The 17,209-nt window shown below is 67.0% G+C and carries 11 protein-coding genes and 1 other RNA gene; 9 read left to right on the forward strand and 3 right to left on the reverse strand.

Annotation, left to right across the window (positions count from 1 at the left end; genetic code table 11):
- Positions 1-373 precede the first annotated feature (373 nt).
- The 7 genes from ppc to KHN93_RS04410 all read left to right on the forward strand — a co-directional run bounded on the left by ppc (position 374) and on the right by KHN93_RS04410 (position 10,236).
- A complete protein-coding gene (gene ppc / locus KHN93_RS04380; RefSeq protein ID WP_104570385.1) occupies positions 374-3,088 on the forward strand; it encodes a phosphoenolpyruvate carboxylase in 2,715 nt (904 codons plus the stop codon).
- An 80-nt stretch (positions 3,089-3,168) separates the two neighbouring features.
- Complete coding sequence (locus KHN93_RS04385; protein ID WP_016902213.1) at positions 3,169-3,741, forward strand: TetR/AcrR family transcriptional regulator; 573 nt, start codon at positions 3,169-3,171, stop codon at positions 3,739-3,741.
- Positions 3,738-4,775, forward strand: a complete 1,038-nt coding sequence (locus KHN93_RS04390) for an Lnb N-terminal periplasmic domain-containing protein (RefSeq protein WP_212579184.1) — start codon at positions 3,738-3,740, stop codon at positions 4,773-4,775. The genes KHN93_RS04385 and KHN93_RS04390 overlap by 4 nt, the downstream gene beginning before the upstream one ends.
- 77 nt (positions 4,776-4,852) lie before the next feature.
- Positions 4,853-6,796 (forward strand): esterase/lipase family protein, encoded by a 1,944-nt coding sequence (locus KHN93_RS04395; protein WP_244812242.1) that lies wholly within the window; start codon positions 4,853-4,855, stop codon positions 6,794-6,796.
- Positions 6,797-7,121: 325 nt separating this feature from the next.
- Positions 7,122-8,324 carry an OmpA family protein gene (locus KHN93_RS04400; protein WP_212579186.1) on the forward strand — a complete coding sequence of 401 codons (1,203 nt, stop codon included), beginning with the start codon at positions 7,122-7,124 and terminating at the stop codon, positions 8,322-8,324.
- Between the two features lie 287 nt (positions 8,325-8,611).
- Positions 8,612-8,688: non-coding RNA, sX9 sRNA (locus tag KHN93_RS04405), on the forward strand.
- A 150-nt stretch (positions 8,689-8,838) separates the two neighbouring features.
- Positions 8,839-10,236, forward strand: coding sequence for a histidine-type phosphatase (locus tag KHN93_RS04410; RefSeq protein WP_244812206.1), 1,398 nt, complete (start codon positions 8,839-8,841; stop codon positions 10,234-10,236).
- Positions 10,237-11,074: 838 nt separating this feature from the next.
- Here KHN93_RS04410 and metK read toward each other — a convergent pair.
- Positions 11,075-12,286: a methionine adenosyltransferase gene (gene metK, locus KHN93_RS04415; protein ID WP_024938312.1), complete on the reverse strand. Its 1,212-nt coding sequence runs from the start codon at positions 12,284-12,286 to the stop codon at positions 11,075-11,077.
- A 445-nt stretch (positions 12,287-12,731) separates the two neighbouring features.
- On the opposite strand from metK, the gene KHN93_RS04420 reads away from it, so the two are divergent.
- A complete protein-coding gene (locus KHN93_RS04420; RefSeq protein WP_039524069.1) occupies positions 12,732-13,538 on the forward strand; it encodes a UDP-2,3-diacylglucosamine diphosphatase in 807 nt (268 codons plus the stop codon).
- Between the two features lie 232 nt (positions 13,539-13,770).
- Entirely contained in the window at positions 13,771-14,859 is a 1,089-nt protein-coding gene (locus KHN93_RS04425; protein WP_039523615.1) for a metal-dependent hydrolase, read from the forward strand.
- Between the two features lie 58 nt (positions 14,860-14,917).
- Here the strand turns inward: KHN93_RS04425 and KHN93_RS04430 are convergent, their stop codons facing one another.
- Positions 14,918-15,745 carry a class I SAM-dependent methyltransferase gene (locus KHN93_RS04430; RefSeq protein WP_047128151.1) on the reverse strand — a complete coding sequence of 276 codons (828 nt, stop codon included), beginning with the start codon at positions 15,743-15,745 and terminating at the stop codon, positions 14,918-14,920.
- 28 nt (positions 15,746-15,773) lie between these two features.
- The gene (gene dusB / locus KHN93_RS04435; protein ID WP_016903835.1) at positions 15,774-16,772 is read right to left on the reverse strand and encodes a tRNA dihydrouridine synthase DusB; all 999 of its coding nucleotides are present in this window, start codon (positions 16,770-16,772) and stop codon (positions 15,774-15,776) included.
- Positions 16,773-17,209 lie beyond the last annotated feature (437 nt).

A 17,209-nucleotide genomic window follows, 5' to 3' on the forward strand; every position in this document is an offset into this window, starting at 1 on the left:
GCGCGCTTGCGCGCGATGGGGCTTTATCGATAACGCCTCGTCGCGCCCGGGTGCGCTCCTACGGCGAATGCGTCCGCCTCGCGTCCCGGGAAGATTCGCTGCGCCGTCCACACGATTGCCGCGATCACCGGTAGGAGCGCACCCGGGCGCGACGCAGCATGACCAGAACAGCCACCTCGCGTAGCAGCGGACCTGCCCGCGATGGGGCATGACCGGGAAAGCCCCATCGCGCGCCAGCGCGCTCCTACGAGATTCATCGCCACGTGCGCCAGCACACGATGGTTGGTGTTGAAACCGTCGTGCCGGTCGCGATCATCTAATCCTTTTGGGTTAGTCTTCGACGACTTTGCGCTTGAGAGGGTGTGCGTTTCCGATGAACGAGTACCGCAGCAGTCTTGTGTTCGCTACCCCCGATCTTGCCTTGCGCGACGATGTGCGTCGGCTCGGTGCACTGGTCGGTGACCTGCTCGCCGAGCAGGTCTCTGCGGAATTCCTCGATGAGATCGAACGCGTCCGCACCACGGCGATTGCGCGCCGCGAGAGCGATGCCCCGCCGTCGACGCTGAGCGAGCAGCTGGCCGGGCGCGAGCCGCGTGAGGCCGAGTCGCTGGTGCGCGCCTTCAGCACCTATTTCCAGGTGGTCAACATCGCCGAGCGCGTGCACCGCATCCGCCGCCGCCGCGAATACCAGCGCAGCGGCACCGACACGCCGCAGCCGGACGGGTTGCACGATGCCTTGCGCCGGCTCAAGGCGCAGGGCGTGACGCTGGACGAACTCAGCGAGTGGTTGCCGCGAATCGACGTGGAGCCGGTGTTCACCGCGCATCCCACCGAAGCGGTGCGCCGCGCGCTGCTGGAAAAAGAGCAGCTGATGGTCGCCAGCCTGGTCGACAACCTGGATGGCATGCGCACGCCCAACGAGCGCGCCACCGACGCGGCGCGCTTCCGCATGGCCTTGACCGCGTCCTGGCAGACCGCCGACTCCTCGCCGGTGCGCCCCACCGTGGAAGACGAGCGCGAGCATGTGGGCTTCTATCTCACCCAGGTGCTGTATCGCGTGGTCCCGGTGATGTACGAAACTCTCGAACACGCCATCGAAGAAACCTACGGCAGCGTACCGACCCTGCCGCGGCTGCTGCGCTTTGGCACCTGGGTCGGCGGCGACATGGACGGCAACCCCAACGTGGATGCCGTCACCATCGCCGGCACGCTGGATGCGCAACGGCGTGCGGTGCTGGACCGTTATCAGAAGGAACTCTGGCAACTGGCCAGCCTGCTCAGCCAGTCGACCACGCTGGTGGCGGTGAGCCCGGCATTGAGCGAGCAACTGCAGCGCTACCGCGCGCTGTTGCCGGAGGACGCCGCACGCTCACGTCCGCGCCACGGCGACATGCCGTACCGGCTGCTCAACGATCTGATGCGCGCGCGCCTGCAGGCCACGCTGGACGATGCCGAGGGTGCCTACACCAGCCCGTCCGAGCTGGAACACGACCTGCAATTGATCCTGGACAGCCTGCAGGCCAACAAGGGCCTGCACGCCGGTTGGTTCGCGGTGCGCCGCCTGTTGTGGCGTGTGCGTACCTTCGGCTTTCATCTGGCACGTCTGGATGTGCGCCAGGAATCGAGCGTGCATGCGCGTGCGGTGGCCGATGCATTGGGCCAGGCCGATTGGGACAACCAGGACGCCAAGCAGCGCGCTGCCTTGCTCGGCCCCTATGCCTCCGGCGAGCAGGTGCTGCCGCGCGTAGCCGACGAAGGCAACGCGCGGCTAGATGCGGTGTTTGCCGCGCTTGCCGATGCGCGCAGCCGCCACGGCGCCGATGCGCTGGGTAGCTACATCATCTCGATGGCGCACAACCGCGCCGACGTGCTCACCGTGCTGGCGCTGGCGCGGCGCGGCGGCCTGGTCGACGACGCCGGCGCGGTGCCGCTGGATATCGTGCCGCTGTTCGAAACCGTGGACGATCTGCGCGGCGGCACCGGCACCGTGCAGGATCTGCTGGCCGATCCGGTCTACCGCCAGCACCTGGCTGCGCGCGGCGATACGCAGATGGTGATGCTGGGGTATTCGGACAGCGGCAAGGACGGCGGCATCACCGCCTCGCGCTGGGGGTTGCAGCGCGCGCAGGTGGAACTGCTCGAAGCCGCCGCCGAGCTGGGCGTGCGGCTGACCTTCTTCCACGGCCGCGGCGGCTCGATCGCACGTGGCGGCGGCAAGACCAGCCGCGCGCTGGATGCCGCACCGCGCGGCAGTGTCGATGGCCGGCTGCGCGTGACCGAGCAGGGCGAGGTGATCCATCGCAAGTACGGCATCCGTGCACTGGCGCTGCGCTCGCTGGAACAGATGACCGGCGCGGTGCTGCTGTCCAGCCTGCGTCCGCGTGCGCCCGAGCCGCGCGAGGATCGCTGGCGGCCGGTGATGGACCTGGTCGCCGAACGCAGCACCGTGGCGTATCGCGCCTTTGTCGGCGCGCCGGATTTCATGCAGTACTTCCGCCGCGCCACGCCGATCGACGTGATCGAACGCATGACGCTGGGCTCGCGCCCGTCGCGCCGGCTCGGCCAGGACGCGGCCTTGTCCAACCTGCGCGCGATTCCGTGGGTGTTTGCCTGGAGCCAGGCGCGTGCGGTGATCCCGGGCTGGTACGGCGTGGGCAGCGGCCTGCAGGCGGCAGTGGATGCCGGGCACGAAGACACCTTGCGCGAGATGGCGCAGGACTGGCCGTTCTTCCGCACCTTTCTCGACGACGTGGCGATGGTGCTGTCCAAGGGCGACCTCACCATTGCCGAGCTGTTCTCGCGGCTGTCGGGCGACCTGCACCAGCGGTTCTTCCCGGGCATCGGCGCCGAGCTGGCGCTGACCAAGGGCTGGGTGAAGGCGTTGACCGGCCAGCAGTCGCTGCTGCAGCACGACCCGCGGCTGGCCTTGTCGATCCGCCTGCGCAACCCCTACATCGACCCGATCAGCGTGCTGCAGGTGGACCTGCTGCAACGCTGGCGTGCCACCGATGGCGAAGACGACGAGCTGTTGCGCGCGCTGGTCGCCTGCGTCAACGGCGTCTCGCAAGGCGTGCAGAACACCGGCTGATCCGACCGTTGGTCGGAGAGGGCGCGGAATCGTCAAGCGGACTCTGGCGTAACCGGACAAATCTGTCCGATAATGCCGTGATGACGACTTCCCGCCCTGATGCCGCGCTGCGCCGCCGGCAGATACTCGATGCCGCCGACGAAGTGTTCAGCGAACACGGCGTCAATGCCCCGCTGGAGCTGGTGGTCGAGCGTGCCGGCCTTGGCCGCGCCACGCTGTACCGCAATTTCCCCGACCGGCTCGCGCTGATGACCGCGCTGATGACCCGCGGCCTGGACGGCCTGGAGCGGCTGGCCGCCGATCTGGCCGAGCGCCCGGACGGACTGGCCGTGCTGCTGCACGACGTGGCCGAGCACATCGCCCAGTCCGCGCCGCTGGTGGATTTCTGGCGTTCCATCGAACGCGCGCACCCGGCGGTGGAAACCGCCGACCGGCGCGTGGTGAGCATCTTCCTGCCATTCGTGCATCGCGCCCGCGATGCCGGCCTGTGCCGCGCCGATGTCGACGACGAACAGCTGCTGCTGGTGATCGACATGCTGGGCAGCTGCCTGCGCGGCAATGACGAATCCGAACGCAAACGCCTCGCCCATCGTTCGGCCGATCTGTTGATGCATGCATTGGGCATGCAGGTGCCGGAAGGCGGCACCCGATGAAACCGGCCACGCGTTCGCGCATCGGGCGCTGGGCGCTGCGGGTGGCCCTGGTGCTGGCCGCGCTCTGGGGCGGGCTGGCGATCTATTTCGCACTGACCGGCAATGCGTTCGTGCGCGTGGCGTGGGTGGGCTCGTGGTGCGCGATGGCAATCGCGGCGTTGTGGGGCCTGCGCCGTGGCCGCGAGAACTGGGCCTTGGTGGGCATCTTCAGTGCGGCATTTGCGGTGCTGGCGGTGTCGTGGTGGATGATGCAGCCCAGCCAGGACCGCGACTGGGCCGACGATGTCGCCCAGCGCCTGCAGCCGGAGGTGCACGGCAACATCGTCACGCTGCACAACGTGCGCAATTTCGACTGGCATAGCGAAACCGACTACCAGCCGCGCTGGGAAACCCGCCAGTACGATCTGGACCGTCTGGTCAGTGCCGATCTGGCGCTGTCGTACTGGATGGGCCCGGCGATCGCGCACACCCTGGTGTCGTTCGGTTTCGACGACGGTTCGCACGTGGTGTTCTCGCTGGAAATCCGCAAGGAGCGCGACGAGTCGTTCTCGGCATTGGGCGGGTTTTTCCGCAGTTTCGAAGAGACCCTGGTCGCCGCCGACGAGCGCGACATCCTGCGCGTGCGCACCAATGTGCGCGGCGAGGACATGTATCTGTATCGGCTGGCGATTCCCAAGGCCGGGCTGCGCCGCATGTTCATGGGCTACGTGGGCCTGGCCAACGACTTGAATCGCGCGCCGGCGTTCTACAACACGCTCACCAGCAACTGCACCACGATCGTGTTTGCGTTGGCGCGGCAATTGCAGCCCACGTTGCCGCTGGATCATCGCCTGCTGCTGTCCGGCTACGCCGACGAATACGCCTACGATCACGATGGGCTGATGCCTGGCTACGACTTCGCGACACTGAAGCAGCGTGGGCATTTCACCGCACGCGCGATCGCCGCCGACAAGGCGGCCGATTTCTCCGAGCGCATCCGCGCCGGCATGCCGCAGGCACCGGCGCCTGGGGCAACCGCGAGCGCACCGCGGTGAAGGCTTGCCTGCGTGGATGTCGTACCGCTGCAGTGCTGGCGGGCGTACTGGCGAGCCTGTGGCTGAGCGGCTGCGCCATGGTCACGGTGCAATCGCACAGCAGCGGCGACTTCATCGCGCGCACGCGTGGCGATGTGCTCAGCACCGGCGCGTTGAGCCAGGCCAGCGGCGAGACGGTGCAGGTGGCCGGTCTGCAACCCAAGGCCTGCCGCAGCGACCCGCTGCCCTGCCTGCAGCAACTCGCCACCGTCGCAGGCATCGGCGATGAGCGCCGGCTGGCAACGCAGGCCGAGCTATGGACCGCACATGCGATTGCGCTGGGCGGGCGCGACCCGACAACCATGAACGATGCCGCAGTCGACGCCTGGTTGGAGGCCGCGCGGCATGCGTACGCGTATCTGTTTTTCACTGATCGGGCGCCCAGTGCGCGTGCGTTTGAAAATCGCCAGACGCAGGTGCGCGACTACTACAACTACGCCGTGCAGCAGGTGATCGAACGCCTGTTCGCACGCGCGCAGCAGACCGGCCAGAGCGAGCGCGAACCCACCAGCATAGGCCGCTGGCAGGTGGGTATCGACATGTCTGCATATCGGTTGCCGGGCGGCGGCAACACGCCGCGCGCGATCTTCGCCGCCTCGGCATTGCGCTTCGATGGGCTGCGCAGCACGTATCGACGCGACGGCTTCGGCGCCGAACTGGTGGCCGAGGTGGACCCGCAGGTGGTCGGCGACCCTGCCGGGCTGGCCTTGCAACAATCTGCTGCCGCTGTCGCGACACCTGAGCGTCCGCTGCCCACCTTCAGCGAGATGCCGTATGCACCGGCAACGCTGCTGCTGCGCTTCGAGGGCGATACGCTGGATGCGGTGCTGCGCGGTCGTGCCGTCACCGTGGTGCCTTACGATCCGTATCGCCAGAACGAAGTGGTACTGCATGGCCAGCGCGTGCCGCTGGCAGCCAACTTCACCGCCGCGTATGGCCTGTGGCTGGCCAGGTCAGGGTTTGCCGCGCAGTCCCTGCGCTCGATGCTGGGCAGCGCGCGCGGCATCGACCGCCCGCATCTGTATCTGATGCAGCCCTACGACCCGGACCGACGCGTGCTGCTGATGCTGCATGGCCTTGCCAGCAGCCCGGAAGCCTGGGTCAATGTCGCCAACGAAGTGATGGGCGATGAAGCGCTGCGCCAGCGCTACCAGATCTGGCAGGTGTACTACCCCACCAATGCGCCGGTGGCGGTCAACCGCGCCGAAATCCAGGCGCTGGTGGAACGCAGCTTGCAGCACTTCGATCCGTCCGGCACGGCGATCGCATCGCGCGACATGGTGTTGATCGGCCACAGCATGGGCGGGGTGATCGGGCGCCTGCTGGTGTCTTCGTCGGGCGAGCGCCTGTGGAATTCCCTGCTGGAAAACTACCGGCTGGACGGCGAGCGCGGCGCACGCGTGCGCGCGAAGTTGTCGCCGTTGCTGCATTTTTCGCCAATGCCGCAGGTCGACCGCGCCATCTTCATCGCCGCGCCGCACCGCGGCACGCCCCTGGCCGAAGGTGGGCTCGGGCGCTTCGTCGGCCGCCTGGTGCGTTTGCCGATCGCCTTGCTGGATCGCTTCGGCGATGTGTTTCAGGACCTAGCCAGCAGCGAGCGGCGCGCGCAGGGCGACGACCCGCGACGCAAGCGGCGCCTGCTGCCGCCGACCAGCATCGACAACCTGCGCGATACCGACCCGTTCGTACGCGCCAGCATGGACCTGCCGATCTCCCCGCAGGTGCATTACCACACCATTGTCGGACGCGAAAAACCGCAGGTGCCGCTGGCCGATTCCGACGATGGCCTGGTGCCGTATCGCAGCGCGCATCTGGACGGTGCCGAGTCGGAGCTGGTGGTGACCTCCTGGCATAGCGTGCAGGAAACCCCGCAGGCGATTCTGGAAATCCGCCGCATCCTGCACGAGCAGCTGCAAGCAGAAGCGGCAGACACAAACCAGACGCAGGCCGCGCGCCCGGCTGCGACGCCTGCGACGTTCTGAGTGCGCTGCACCATCGCTGGAAGGCGTGGCTGCTAGTCACGCACCGCGGGGTGTGGAGTTTGTCCGCTGCCAATGCGCACCATGTCCGGTACGCGTCCCGGTGTTGTGATCGCTCACGCCTAGGCCGGCAAACCTGGGCAACACGCGGTCATCCGGTGGGTGGGGACGACGCGCAGGAGGTGGAGTGCACGAGCATGCCGATACCGGGCAACGACCGCACTGCCTGACGGGCGCTCAGTCGTTGCGTTGGCCGCGTTTAGCGCGTTGTTTACCTGGCCCGTGCTATCAGGCGGTTCTCGAACACGCTCAAACCAGGGAAGACGCAATGCGCAAGACGCTGTCGGCAGTGATCTGGGTGCCTTTGCTGCTGGCCGGTTGCGGCCGCGGCGAAGGTCAACGCGAGGCCGCCGACCCTGCGGGCGCCACGCCGCCGGCAGCGCAGACCGCAGCGCCTCCGTCCGCATCGCCACCGGTCGCCGATGAAGCGGTGCCCGACTTCCCGGCCATCCCGTCGATCGTGGTGCCGGAGATTGCCGGCGTGACCCCGGCGCAGCGCGCACTGGAAGCCTCGCTGCAGGACATTCTCGACCCGATCGAAGGCGTCAGCGTGACGCCGGCACGCTGCGGCGATGGCGGCAGCCTGATCAACGACGCCGGTATCACCAGCGTCGATGCCAACGGCAATCTGCTGCGCAACGGCGACGGCGGGCTGTTCGACCTCAAGGCCGATGGCAGCGGTACTGCGAATTTCGACGGCGGCCTGATCCGCGTCAATGCCGACGGCAGCGGCACCATCAACGCCAGCGGCGCCGGTGGCGACGACGCGATCATCCAGGTCCAGGCCAGCGGTGCCGGTACCTACAACGGCTCGGCCGGCCTGATCAGTCTGGATGGCAAGGGGGCAGGCACCTGGAACAGCGACAAGAGCGGCTTGGTCGACAACCACGGCGATGGCAGCGGCACCTGGAACGGCCCGCGCGGTCTGATCACCATCAACGCCGACGGCTCGGGAACCTGGAACGGCCCGGACGGGCTGGTGCAAAACCGCGGCAATGGCACCGGCACCGTCGGTACCCCGCCGCGCGAAGTGCGCATGCCGCCGCTGCCGAAGGTGCCGCCGGCCGGGCGCTTTCCGCTGCTGCAGAAGTTCGCACTTCCCGGCGCACCGTGCGGCTATCTGATCACCTTGAACGAGCGCATCCTGTTCGACTTCGACAAGGCCGAAATCCGCCCCGATGCCGCGCGCGTGCTCGACGTGCTGGCGGCCGCACTCGGCAAGGTCAGCGCCAAGGACATGGAGGTTCGCGGGCATACCGATGCCAAGGGCAGCGACGCCTATAACCAGGCGCTGTCCGAGCGCCGCGCCGAGGCGGTGCTGGCCGCATTACGCACCCGCGGTGCCGCGCAGTCGGCCGGCGCTAAAGGCTATGGCGAATCCCAACCGGTGGCACCCAATACGCTGGATGGGCAGGACAACCCCGGCGGGCGACAACTCAACCGACGCGTGGAAATCTTCCTGCGCACCTGAGTGCGGGCCGATCTGCACGCATACAGTCGCAGGACCATGACGATCCCCGACAGCTGGCGCGCTGCGCAGGCGGTTCGGGCAGATTTGTCGATGGGCAGATGCCGGCCCATCTCATGTCAGTGCGCCGCTGCCTCGTGCAGTGCGTCCTGACGGTGGGTGCGCGGGGATCTACTCAAGGCGACCACCATGCAACGAGTTGCGGTGGACAAGACTGATACCGCACTTAGAGCGGCCAACATACCGATTGCGTCGCCGCCATGCGGGTGTGGCCGGTTCTCGGAAGCGGAATGGACCACTCGTACATTTCGATTCTGAGCGCGCCCTCCGCACCCACCTGACGACCGCCAGCTTTCTTGTGTTGGCCGCTCTTGGTACCGCAACCGTGCAACTGCTTCGGAGCAGTTATCGCCGTGTGGCGGCTTCTCGGACATGTTGGGTAAGTTCCGCCAGGTGTCGTCTGCCTTGCACATTGGCCCGGTAAATTCCGCGATGACCAACGGGATGACCGACAGGTATGGGTTTCAGGCAAGCGAAGAAAACGGGGCAGGGTGGTGAACAGGCGCCCGCAAGTGATGACGGCAACGACGCGATGGGGATCGCGTCGTTGCCGTCGTGCAGGATCGTCGCGCCGTTGCACGCAGGCGTCAGGCAACGTTCGACGGCAGCGCTGCGGCCGCGATGGCGGATGCCGGCACTCGCACTCGGCGCGCTGCTGCTGATCGGCTGCACGCCGCGTCCGTCCGGGCCGCCCGCAATCGCGCAGACCGCGCAGCTGGAACGCGTGGTGGCTGTCTTCCGGCACGGCGTGCGCGCACCGCTGCAGGGCGAAGCTGCCGCAGCGCACTATGCAGACGCGCCGTGGCCGCAATGGTCCACACCGGCCAGCCTGCTGACGCCGCATGGGCGCATCGGCGTGCAGTTGAGCGGTGACTATCTGCGTCAATGGCTGGCGCAGCAGGGCGTGTTGCCGCGTAGCGGCTGCCCGGCAGCAGGCAGCGTGTCGGTCTGGGCCAATACCGATCAGCGCACCATCGACAGCGGCGCCTTGCTGGCCGAGGCACTGGCACCAGGCTGCGGGATCGTCGCCGGACATCGCCAGGCCGGCAGCAACGATCCGTTGTTCCGCCCGATCGAAGCCGGCGCGGTGCCGTTCGATGGCACGGCGGCGGTTGCGGCGATCGAAAGGCAAACCGGTGGCCCTGCCGCATTGCTGCTAGGGCACGCAGCCGAGTTGCAGGCAATGCAGCAGATCCTGGGTTGCACGCGCACGCCCTGCGACTTCGCGCAGATGCCGTCCACGCTGGCACCGTCGGCCAACGGGCGCGGCCTGGCCCTGGGTGGGCCGATCGACCTGACCTCCGGCACCGGCGAGGTGTTGCTGCTGCAAGACGCCGAAGGCCTGCCGCTGTCGCAGGTGGGCTGGGGCCGCGCCACACCCGAGCGGCTGGCGCAGGTATCGCGCCTGCACGCCTTGTTGTTCGACATCTACGCGCGCCCGCATTACATGGCCTCACGTTCGGGCGCACCGCTGGCGCGCGAAGTGCTGCAGCGCTTCGGCGATGTGCAGGCGCCAAAGGTCTCGGTCTTCGTTGGCAGCGATACGCATATCGCTGCGTTGAGCGGTTTGCTGGGCGTGCACTTTCATCTCCCCGGCTACGGTGCCGACGATCCGCCGCCGGGTGGTGCATTGCTGCTGGAGCTATGGCGCGAACCGAATGGGCAGCAGGTGGTGCGTGCGCGGTATCTGGCGCAATCGCTGGATCAACTGCGAACGCTGGCGCCATTGGATCTAGCGCACCCGCCGTTGCAGCAGGAACTGGCCTTGGGTCTATGCACGGGCGAGCAACGGATGGCGTGCCCGTTGGAGGCGTTCGCTCAGGCGTTGGAGCAACAGTTGCAACGCGAGCCTTGAACGCAATGCCGGGGCTGCGATATGCAAGCAACTTCAGCTCACCGAAGCATCTGCATGGAGCAGGTAGCGTCGTGCGCAAGATCGATCGGTGTACGGAGTCGGTCGGCAGCGTGGCGGCGCACCCGGTGTCGGGACACGCCGTGAATCTATCCCTGGAGGCTCGGTGGCGGCATCCATGCCGCCACACGGTCCCGCCCCCGGACGCGACACCACGCTCCCAGCATTGCTGCTGCTGATCGGCAAGCAATGTTTTCAAGCAGACGTGGCGCCTGCGGATTAGGCCGGTCAGGTCGTCGAGATCACCTCAACACTTCGTCTTTAGGTAGTGGCGATGGAACAAGATCTAGACCACGATCAGTTAACCAGCCGCCGCTTTTCTTTCAGTTGCCGGCAATGATCGGTGGTGCTTGCGCGGGTGCCGGCGTGGGACCTTGAGCGGCATGGATGCCGCGCCAGAGCCTACATGGACGTACTTGCGGCGTGTCCCACACCGGTACGCGTGCAAGCGCCCGCAGCAAACCGAAGCAGATGCATGAAAACGCCAGATGTTGTGCGCAAGATCGATCGATGTGCGGAGTCGGTCGGCAGCGCGGCGGCGCATCCGGTGTCGGGACACGCCGTAAATCCATCCCTGGAGGCTCGGTGGCGACATCCATGCCGCCACACGGTCCCGCCCCCGGACGCGGCCCCGCGCTTCCAACATTGCCACTGCTGATCGGCAGGCGATGCTTCCCACGCAAGCCTCGATGACGGTACGCATTCCGCCAAAACGCAGATGGGCCGCATCTGCGGCCCATCTGCACTTCTTGCCAGTTTCACTCCCGCAGGAGCGGTTGGCTTACTTCAGCTTGGCGTCGGCGCGCAGGGCGTCGGCGCGGTCGGTCTTTTCCCACGAGAACGCGGTGGCGGTGTGCTGCGCGCCGGTTGCATCGGTGTAGGAGAAGTCCTTCGGCTTGCGGCCGAAGTGGCCGTAGGACGCGGTCTGCTGATACATCGGGTGGATCAGGTCGAGCATCTGGATGATGCCGAACGGACGCAGGTCGAAGTGCTTGCGGATCAGCTTTTCGATCTGCTCGTCGGCGATCTTGCCGGTGCCGAAGGTGGTGACCGAAATCGAGGTCGGCTCGGCCACGCCGATGGCGTAGGAGACCTGCACTTCGCAACGGTCGGCCAGGCCGGCAGCCACCACGTTCTTGGCCACATAGCGCGCGGCGTAGGCTGCCGAGCGATCGACCTTGGACGGATCCTTGCCGGAGAACGCACCGCCACCGTGACGCGCCCAGCCGCCGTAGGTGTCGACGATGATCTTGCGTCCGGTCAGGCCGCAATCGCCCACCGGCCCGCCGATCACGAACTTGCCGGTCGGGTTGATGTGGAACTTGGTGCCCTTGTGCAGCCACTTGGCCGGCAGCACCGGCTTGAGGATTTCCTCGCGCACGGCTTCGACCAGATCCTTCTGCTTGATGCCCGGATCGTGCTGGGTCGACAGCACCACCGCGTCGATCGCGGTCGCAACGCCGTCTTCGTAGCGCAGGGTGACCTGCGACTTGGCGTCCGGACGCAGCCAGGACAGCGCCGAGTTCTTCTTCTTGCGGATCTTGGCCTGCTGCTCGACCAGGCGGTGCGCCAGGTGGATCGCGGCCGGCATGTGGCTGTCGGTCTCGTTGGTCGCGTAGCCGAACATCAGGCCCTGGTCGCCGGCGCCCTGCTGCTCCGGGTTCTTGCGATCCACGCCCTGGTTGATGTCCGGCGACTGCTTGCCGATCAGGTTGAGCACGCCACAGGTCTCGCCGTCGAAGCCGACGTCGGAGCTGTTGTAGCCGATGTCCAGAATGACCTTGCGGGTCAGCGCTTCCAGGTCGATCCAGGCACTGGTGGTCACTTCGCCGGCAACGATCGCCACGCCCGTCTTGACCATCGTCTCGCATGCCACGCGGGCGCGCTTGTCCTGGGCCAGGATGGCATCCAGCACTGCGTCGGAGATCTGGTCGGCGATCTTGTCCGGATGGCCTTCGGAGACCGATTCGGAGGTGAACAGGTAGCTGGACATCAGGCTTATATCCCTTGATTCGGATGAAAAGATGGGTGCGGATGATACACCGTCCGACAACCCTGTGCATTGTGCGCCTGAACAGCCCGCTGTGGCGTTAAACCCGTGTCGTGGCGGGGTTTGCACGGTCATCCGGGTGTCTTCAGCTTGCCATGCAATGGTCGTACTGACCGGTCAGCATGCGCGCGTGCCTGGCGGCATGGCTGCGTGCAGCCACGCCGCTGGAGGGGAATGCGCGATGTCGCTGGACAGCGTGCCGGGGCGAGGGCGCATGGCTGCCATGGCGACCACGAGCCGGGATGCGGGTGTCCGATTGCAGTGCTCCGCCGCGGCTTGCTGCGGGCGCATCTGTGTCAGCGCGCTGCCGATGCCTGCGGGCGGCGCACGCCGCCTGCCTGCACAGCGCCCGATCGCGGCCGACATTTTTTGCCCTGGAGATGTCCGCATGCACGTGTCCACATTGCACCCTCCCGTCCGCGCCCTGTTCCTGTCCGACCTGCACCTGGGCTCGCGGCACTGCCATGCCGCCGAGATCGCCGCGTTCCTCGGCCGCCAGCGTTGCCAGACCCTGTATCTGGTCGGCGACATCATCGACCTGTGGTGGATGTCGCAGCGGCGCGCGGTCTGGGATGCGGCGCATCAGCAGGTGATCGCCGCCCTGCATGCGCAGGCCAGGCGCGGTACCGAGATCATCTACGTGCCCGGCAACCACGACCGTGCCATCCGCCGCTTCTGCGGTCTGGTGATGCCGGCCATGCAGGTGCGCCGACGCAGCGTCCACACCTTGCTGGACGGCCGCCGGCTGCTGGTCACCCATGGCGACGACTACGACGCGCAAACCCATTTCGGCGGCTTGCAGGAACGATTCGGCGACTGGCTCTACTACCGCATCCTCACCGGCAATCAGCTGACCAATCGTCTGCGGCGGCGCCTGGGCATGCGCTACTGGTCGCTGGCCGAGTTTCTCAAGCGCCGTAGCGGTGCGGCCGAGCGCTATATCGGCCGCTTCGTGGCGGCCGGCCTGGCCGATGTGGTGCGCCGCGATCTGGACGGCATCGTCTGTGGGCACATCCATCGCGCCGCACTGCGCATGCAGGCCGGCCATCTCTACGCCAACACCGGCGACTGGGTGGAGAGCCTGACGGCGCTGCGCGAGACGCAGTCCGGCGCACTGCAACTGGTCAACCATCACGGCGACGTGCTGGCCGAACTGGCGCCGCAACCTCATGCCGCGCAGCAGCGCGCGGCTTGATGCCGCCAGGTGCGGCAGTTGCCGGCAGACCGCAGCTGCCGGCAACTGCCACCGGACGTGCGCGGCGTGCAGCGTTCGCTGTCCTGGTGCAAGGACTGCGGACGGCGGCTGCAGCGTCGTTTTCGACCGCGAGCCGCAGCGCGATGCGAGCACTGCGGCTGCCGGCTGACTGCCGGCCGGCCAGAACGCACGCGATGGCACTGGACGATGCCCGTCCTGCTAGCATCGGCCGATGGATTCATTGACCCAGATCGTTCTTGGTGGCGCCGTCGCTGCCGCCATCGCACCGGCCGGACAGCGCCGTGCCGCCCTGTTGGCCGGCGCCGCGCTGGGCACCTTGCCCGATCTCGATGCGCTGGTATTGCTGCCGCTGACCGACGATCCGGTCACGCTGATGACGGTGCATCGCAGCGCCAGCCATTCGTTGTTCGTGCTGCCGTTGCTGGGCTGGCTGATCTGGTGGCTGTTTCGCCGTTACGGCAACGGGCGCGTGGCCACTGCGCCCAAGCGCTGGTTCTGGGCGATCCAGCTGGCCTTGATCACGCATCCGCTGCTGGATGCCTTCACCGTCTACGGTACCCAGCTGTGGTGGCCGCTGCAGCCGCATCCGGCAATGTGGTCGAGCGTCTTCATCATCGACCCGGCCTACACGCTATGGCTGTTGCTGGCCTGCGCGGTGGCATGGTTTGCGCGCGCGCGGCCGCTCGCGCAGCACGCGCTGGTGATCGGGCTGGCGCTCAGCTCCGCCTATCTGGGCTGGTCGTTGCTGGCCAAGCACCTGGTCGACCAGGAAGCGGACCGTGCGCTGGCCGCGCTCGGCTTGAAGGATGCGCCGCGCTTCTCGGTGCCGATGCCGCTCAACACCTTGCTGTGGCGCGTGGTGGCGATGACGCCCAACGGCTATGTGATCGGCGAACGCTCGCTGGTGGCCGACAAGGGCCCGATGCAGTTTCGCGGTTATTCCAGCAACACCCAGGCCCTGGGCGAGGTGGCCGGTTTCGACGCGGTGCGCCGGTTGACCTGGTTCAATCGCGGCTTCATGCGCGCACGCCTGGTCGATGACGAGCTGATGCTCAGCGATCTGCGCATGGGTCTGGAGCCGGACTACAACTTCAACTTCGTGGTGGCCCACCGTCAAGACGGGCAGTGGCAGCCGATTACGCCGCGACAGATCCAGGCCGCCTACCGCGCGCCGGTGGCGCGCGATCAAATCGGCGAAGTGCTGGCGCAGATGTGGCGCCGTATCTGGCACGAGCCCACCGGCACGGTACTGACCGGCGACCTGGAACACGCCACCACGCCGGCACCGGCCGCTCGGTAGGCTTGCTTGGCGGGGATGCCCGGCAACGCGTAGTAGTAAGCCCGTGCGGTTGACCCGCTCAATACACTGTCGCGCGCGCCTGCACGAACGAGTAGAAGAACACCGCGTTCGGGTCGCTGTGCACCTGCGCCAGTTCGCGGCGCATGCCGTCCACGGTGTCTGCGTTCACCGCACCGGCCTCGCGCAACTGGTCGGCTGCCGACAGCAGCACTTCTTCCCAGAACCCGATCATGGTCTTGCGCCGGCCTGGCTCGCGGTTGTCCAGATGCAGCGTCTTGATCTCGGTGTGCACATCGCGAAAGCCGCCGGCCAGCAGCAGGTTGCCCAGCTTGGCGCCGACGAACGGGTCGCCGCCCTGGTCGTGCTGGAAATCGTTGAAGGCCATCCAGTAGCGCCACAGGTTGGGCGAATACGGATGCAGCAGGAACGAAGCGTTCATCACCTCGGTGACATACACCGGCGAGCCCGGCAGCAGCACACGCCGCACCTCGTTGAGCACGCGCGCAGGCGAGGGCACATGCTCCAGCACCCAGCACAGGAACGCCGCATCGAACTGACGCGCCTCGAACGGCAGATCGCTGGCATCGGCCTGTTGCAGCGTGTAGCGCTCGCGGCACCATGCCAGCCGTTCCAGATTGGCGCGTGCCGCGCCCAACTGCGCCTCGCTCAGATCCACGCTGGTGACATGCAGGTCGGGAAAGCGGCGCAGCAGGATTTCGGTCTGCGCGCCCACGCCGCTGCCCACTTCCAGCAGCCGGCGTGCGCCGCTGTAGTCGATCTGGTTGAACAGCGTGGCTTCCAGCAGGCGCGCCTGTTTGAGCAGGCGTGCCTGTTCGGTGGACGAAAACCCATGCAGATAGGTCGGGGTGTCGCTCGGTGCGGTCATGACTGCAGCTCCAACAACGCAGGAAAACTCAGGCGGCAACCGACAGCGCTGGCGGCACACCGGCGATCAAGGCGTCGAAATACGCGCGGGTCAGTTCCAGCTGCGCTTCCGGCGTTTCGGCGCGATTGACCACTGCACGGAAGTCGGCGCTCTGCGGGTGATCCTTGGCGTACCAGCCCAGATGCTTGCGCGCGATGCGCACGCCCTGCGGCTGCCCGTAGAACGCATGCAGCGCTTCCAGATGGCCGAGCAGGGTGTCGCGCACGAACGCCAACGACGGCGGCGGCAACAGCTCGCCGGTGGACAGATAATGCGCCACCTCGCCGAAGATCCACGGGCGCCCCTGCGCGGCACGCCCGATCATCACCGCATCCACGCCGGTCTCGCGCAGCACCTGCGCCGCCTTCTGCGGCGAGTCGATATCGCCATTGGCGATCACCGGAATCTGCAGCGCCGCCTTGATCTGCGCAATCGTGGCGTACTCGGCAGTGCCGGTGTAATGCTGGTCGCGGGTGCGCCCGTGCACGGCCAGCGCGGCGATCCCGCAGTCCTGCGCGATGCGCGCGATGGTCGGGCCGTTGCGGTGATCGCAGTCCCACCCGGTGCGGATCTTCAGGGTCACCGGCACATCCACCGCCTGCACTACCGCGCTGAGGATGCGTGCCACCAGGTCCTCGTCGCGCATCAGCGCCGAGCCGGCCCAGGCATTGCAGACCTTCTTGGCCGGGCAGCCCATGTTGATGTCGATCAGCTGCGCACCGTGGTCGACGTTGTAGCGCGCCGCCTCGGCCAGTTGCTGCGGCTCGGTGCCGGCAATCTGCACGCTGACCGGATCCGGCTCGCCGGCATGATCCATGCGGTGCAGCGATTTGCGCGTGCCCCAGAAGCGTGGATCGGAGATGGTCATCTCCGACACCGCCAGCCCGGCGCCCAGCCGCTTGCACAGCAGCCGGAACGGCTTGTCGGTGACGCCGGCCATCGGGGCCAGGATCACTTTCGGGTCGATGGAGTAGGGGCCGATCTGCATGGTGGCATTGTAGCTGGGTGGGGATTGGGGAATCGGGAATCGGGAATCGGGAGAGCAGTTCCGGCCTTCGGGCCTTCGCGTTTGCTGTGCGGGTCGTGCGACCAAGTAAAAGAGGGCAGCGGCGAGAATATTGGTTGACCGTACCCTCACCCCAACCGCTCTCCCGACGGGAGAGGGGCTTTTCTTCCTTCTCCCGTCGGGAGACGGTGTCGCGTCAGCGCCGGATGAGGGTACGGGTGCCCGACGCGGCATCACGCCAGGTACCGCCGCCCAGATTGCTATCCGATGAAGAAGATCGAAGCTCCGGCGCAGCCGGGTTCGCAGCGTCCGTCGATGGGCAGGCCTCAGCATGCCGTTCGCGGATCAAAACAGTCTCATGGGGATGCCGACGCCCTGAACGCAAAAGGCGACCGCATCGCTGCGGTCGCCTTCGTTGT

This window comes from Xanthomonas arboricola pv. juglandis, assembly GCF_905367715.1.
GTDB classification, from domain to species: Bacteria; Pseudomonadota; Gammaproteobacteria; order Xanthomonadales; family Xanthomonadaceae; genus Xanthomonas; species Xanthomonas arboricola.

What these genes read in the sequence shown, in the direction of transcription:
- KHN93_RS04410 (WP_244812206.1), top strand. Translation starts at nt 8,839, where the DNA reads ATGGGTTTCAGGCAAGCGAAGAAAACGGGGCAGGGTGGTGAACAGGCG.
- ppc (WP_104570385.1), top strand. Translation starts at nt 374, where the DNA reads ATGAACGAGTACCGCAGCAGTCTTGTGTTCGCTACCCCCGATCTTGCC.
- KHN93_RS04400 (WP_212579186.1), top strand. Translation starts at nt 7,122, where the DNA reads ATGCGCAAGACGCTGTCGGCAGTGATCTGGGTGCCTTTGCTGCTGGCC.
- KHN93_RS04395 (WP_244812242.1), top strand. Translation starts at nt 4,853, where the DNA reads ATGGTCACGGTGCAATCGCACAGCAGCGGCGACTTCATCGCGCGCACG.
- KHN93_RS04385 (WP_016902213.1), top strand. Translation starts at nt 3,169, where the DNA reads ATGACGACTTCCCGCCCTGATGCCGCGCTGCGCCGCCGGCAGATACTC.
- KHN93_RS04420 (WP_039524069.1), top strand. Translation starts at nt 12,732, where the DNA reads ATGCACGTGTCCACATTGCACCCTCCCGTCCGCGCCCTGTTCCTGTCC.
- KHN93_RS04430 (WP_047128151.1), bottom strand. Translation starts at nt 15,745, where the DNA reads ATGACCGCACCGAGCGACACCCCGACCTATCTGCATGGGTTTTCGTCC.
- KHN93_RS04390 (WP_212579184.1), top strand. Translation starts at nt 3,738, where the DNA reads ATGAAACCGGCCACGCGTTCGCGCATCGGGCGCTGGGCGCTGCGGGTG.
- dusB (WP_016903835.1), bottom strand. Translation starts at nt 16,772, where the DNA reads ATGCAGATCGGCCCCTACTCCATCGACCCGAAAGTGATCCTGGCCCCG.
- metK (WP_024938312.1), bottom strand. Translation starts at nt 12,286, where the DNA reads ATGTCCAGCTACCTGTTCACCTCCGAATCGGTCTCCGAAGGCCATCCG.
- KHN93_RS04425 (WP_039523615.1), top strand. Translation starts at nt 13,771, where the DNA reads ATGGATTCATTGACCCAGATCGTTCTTGGTGGCGCCGTCGCTGCCGCC.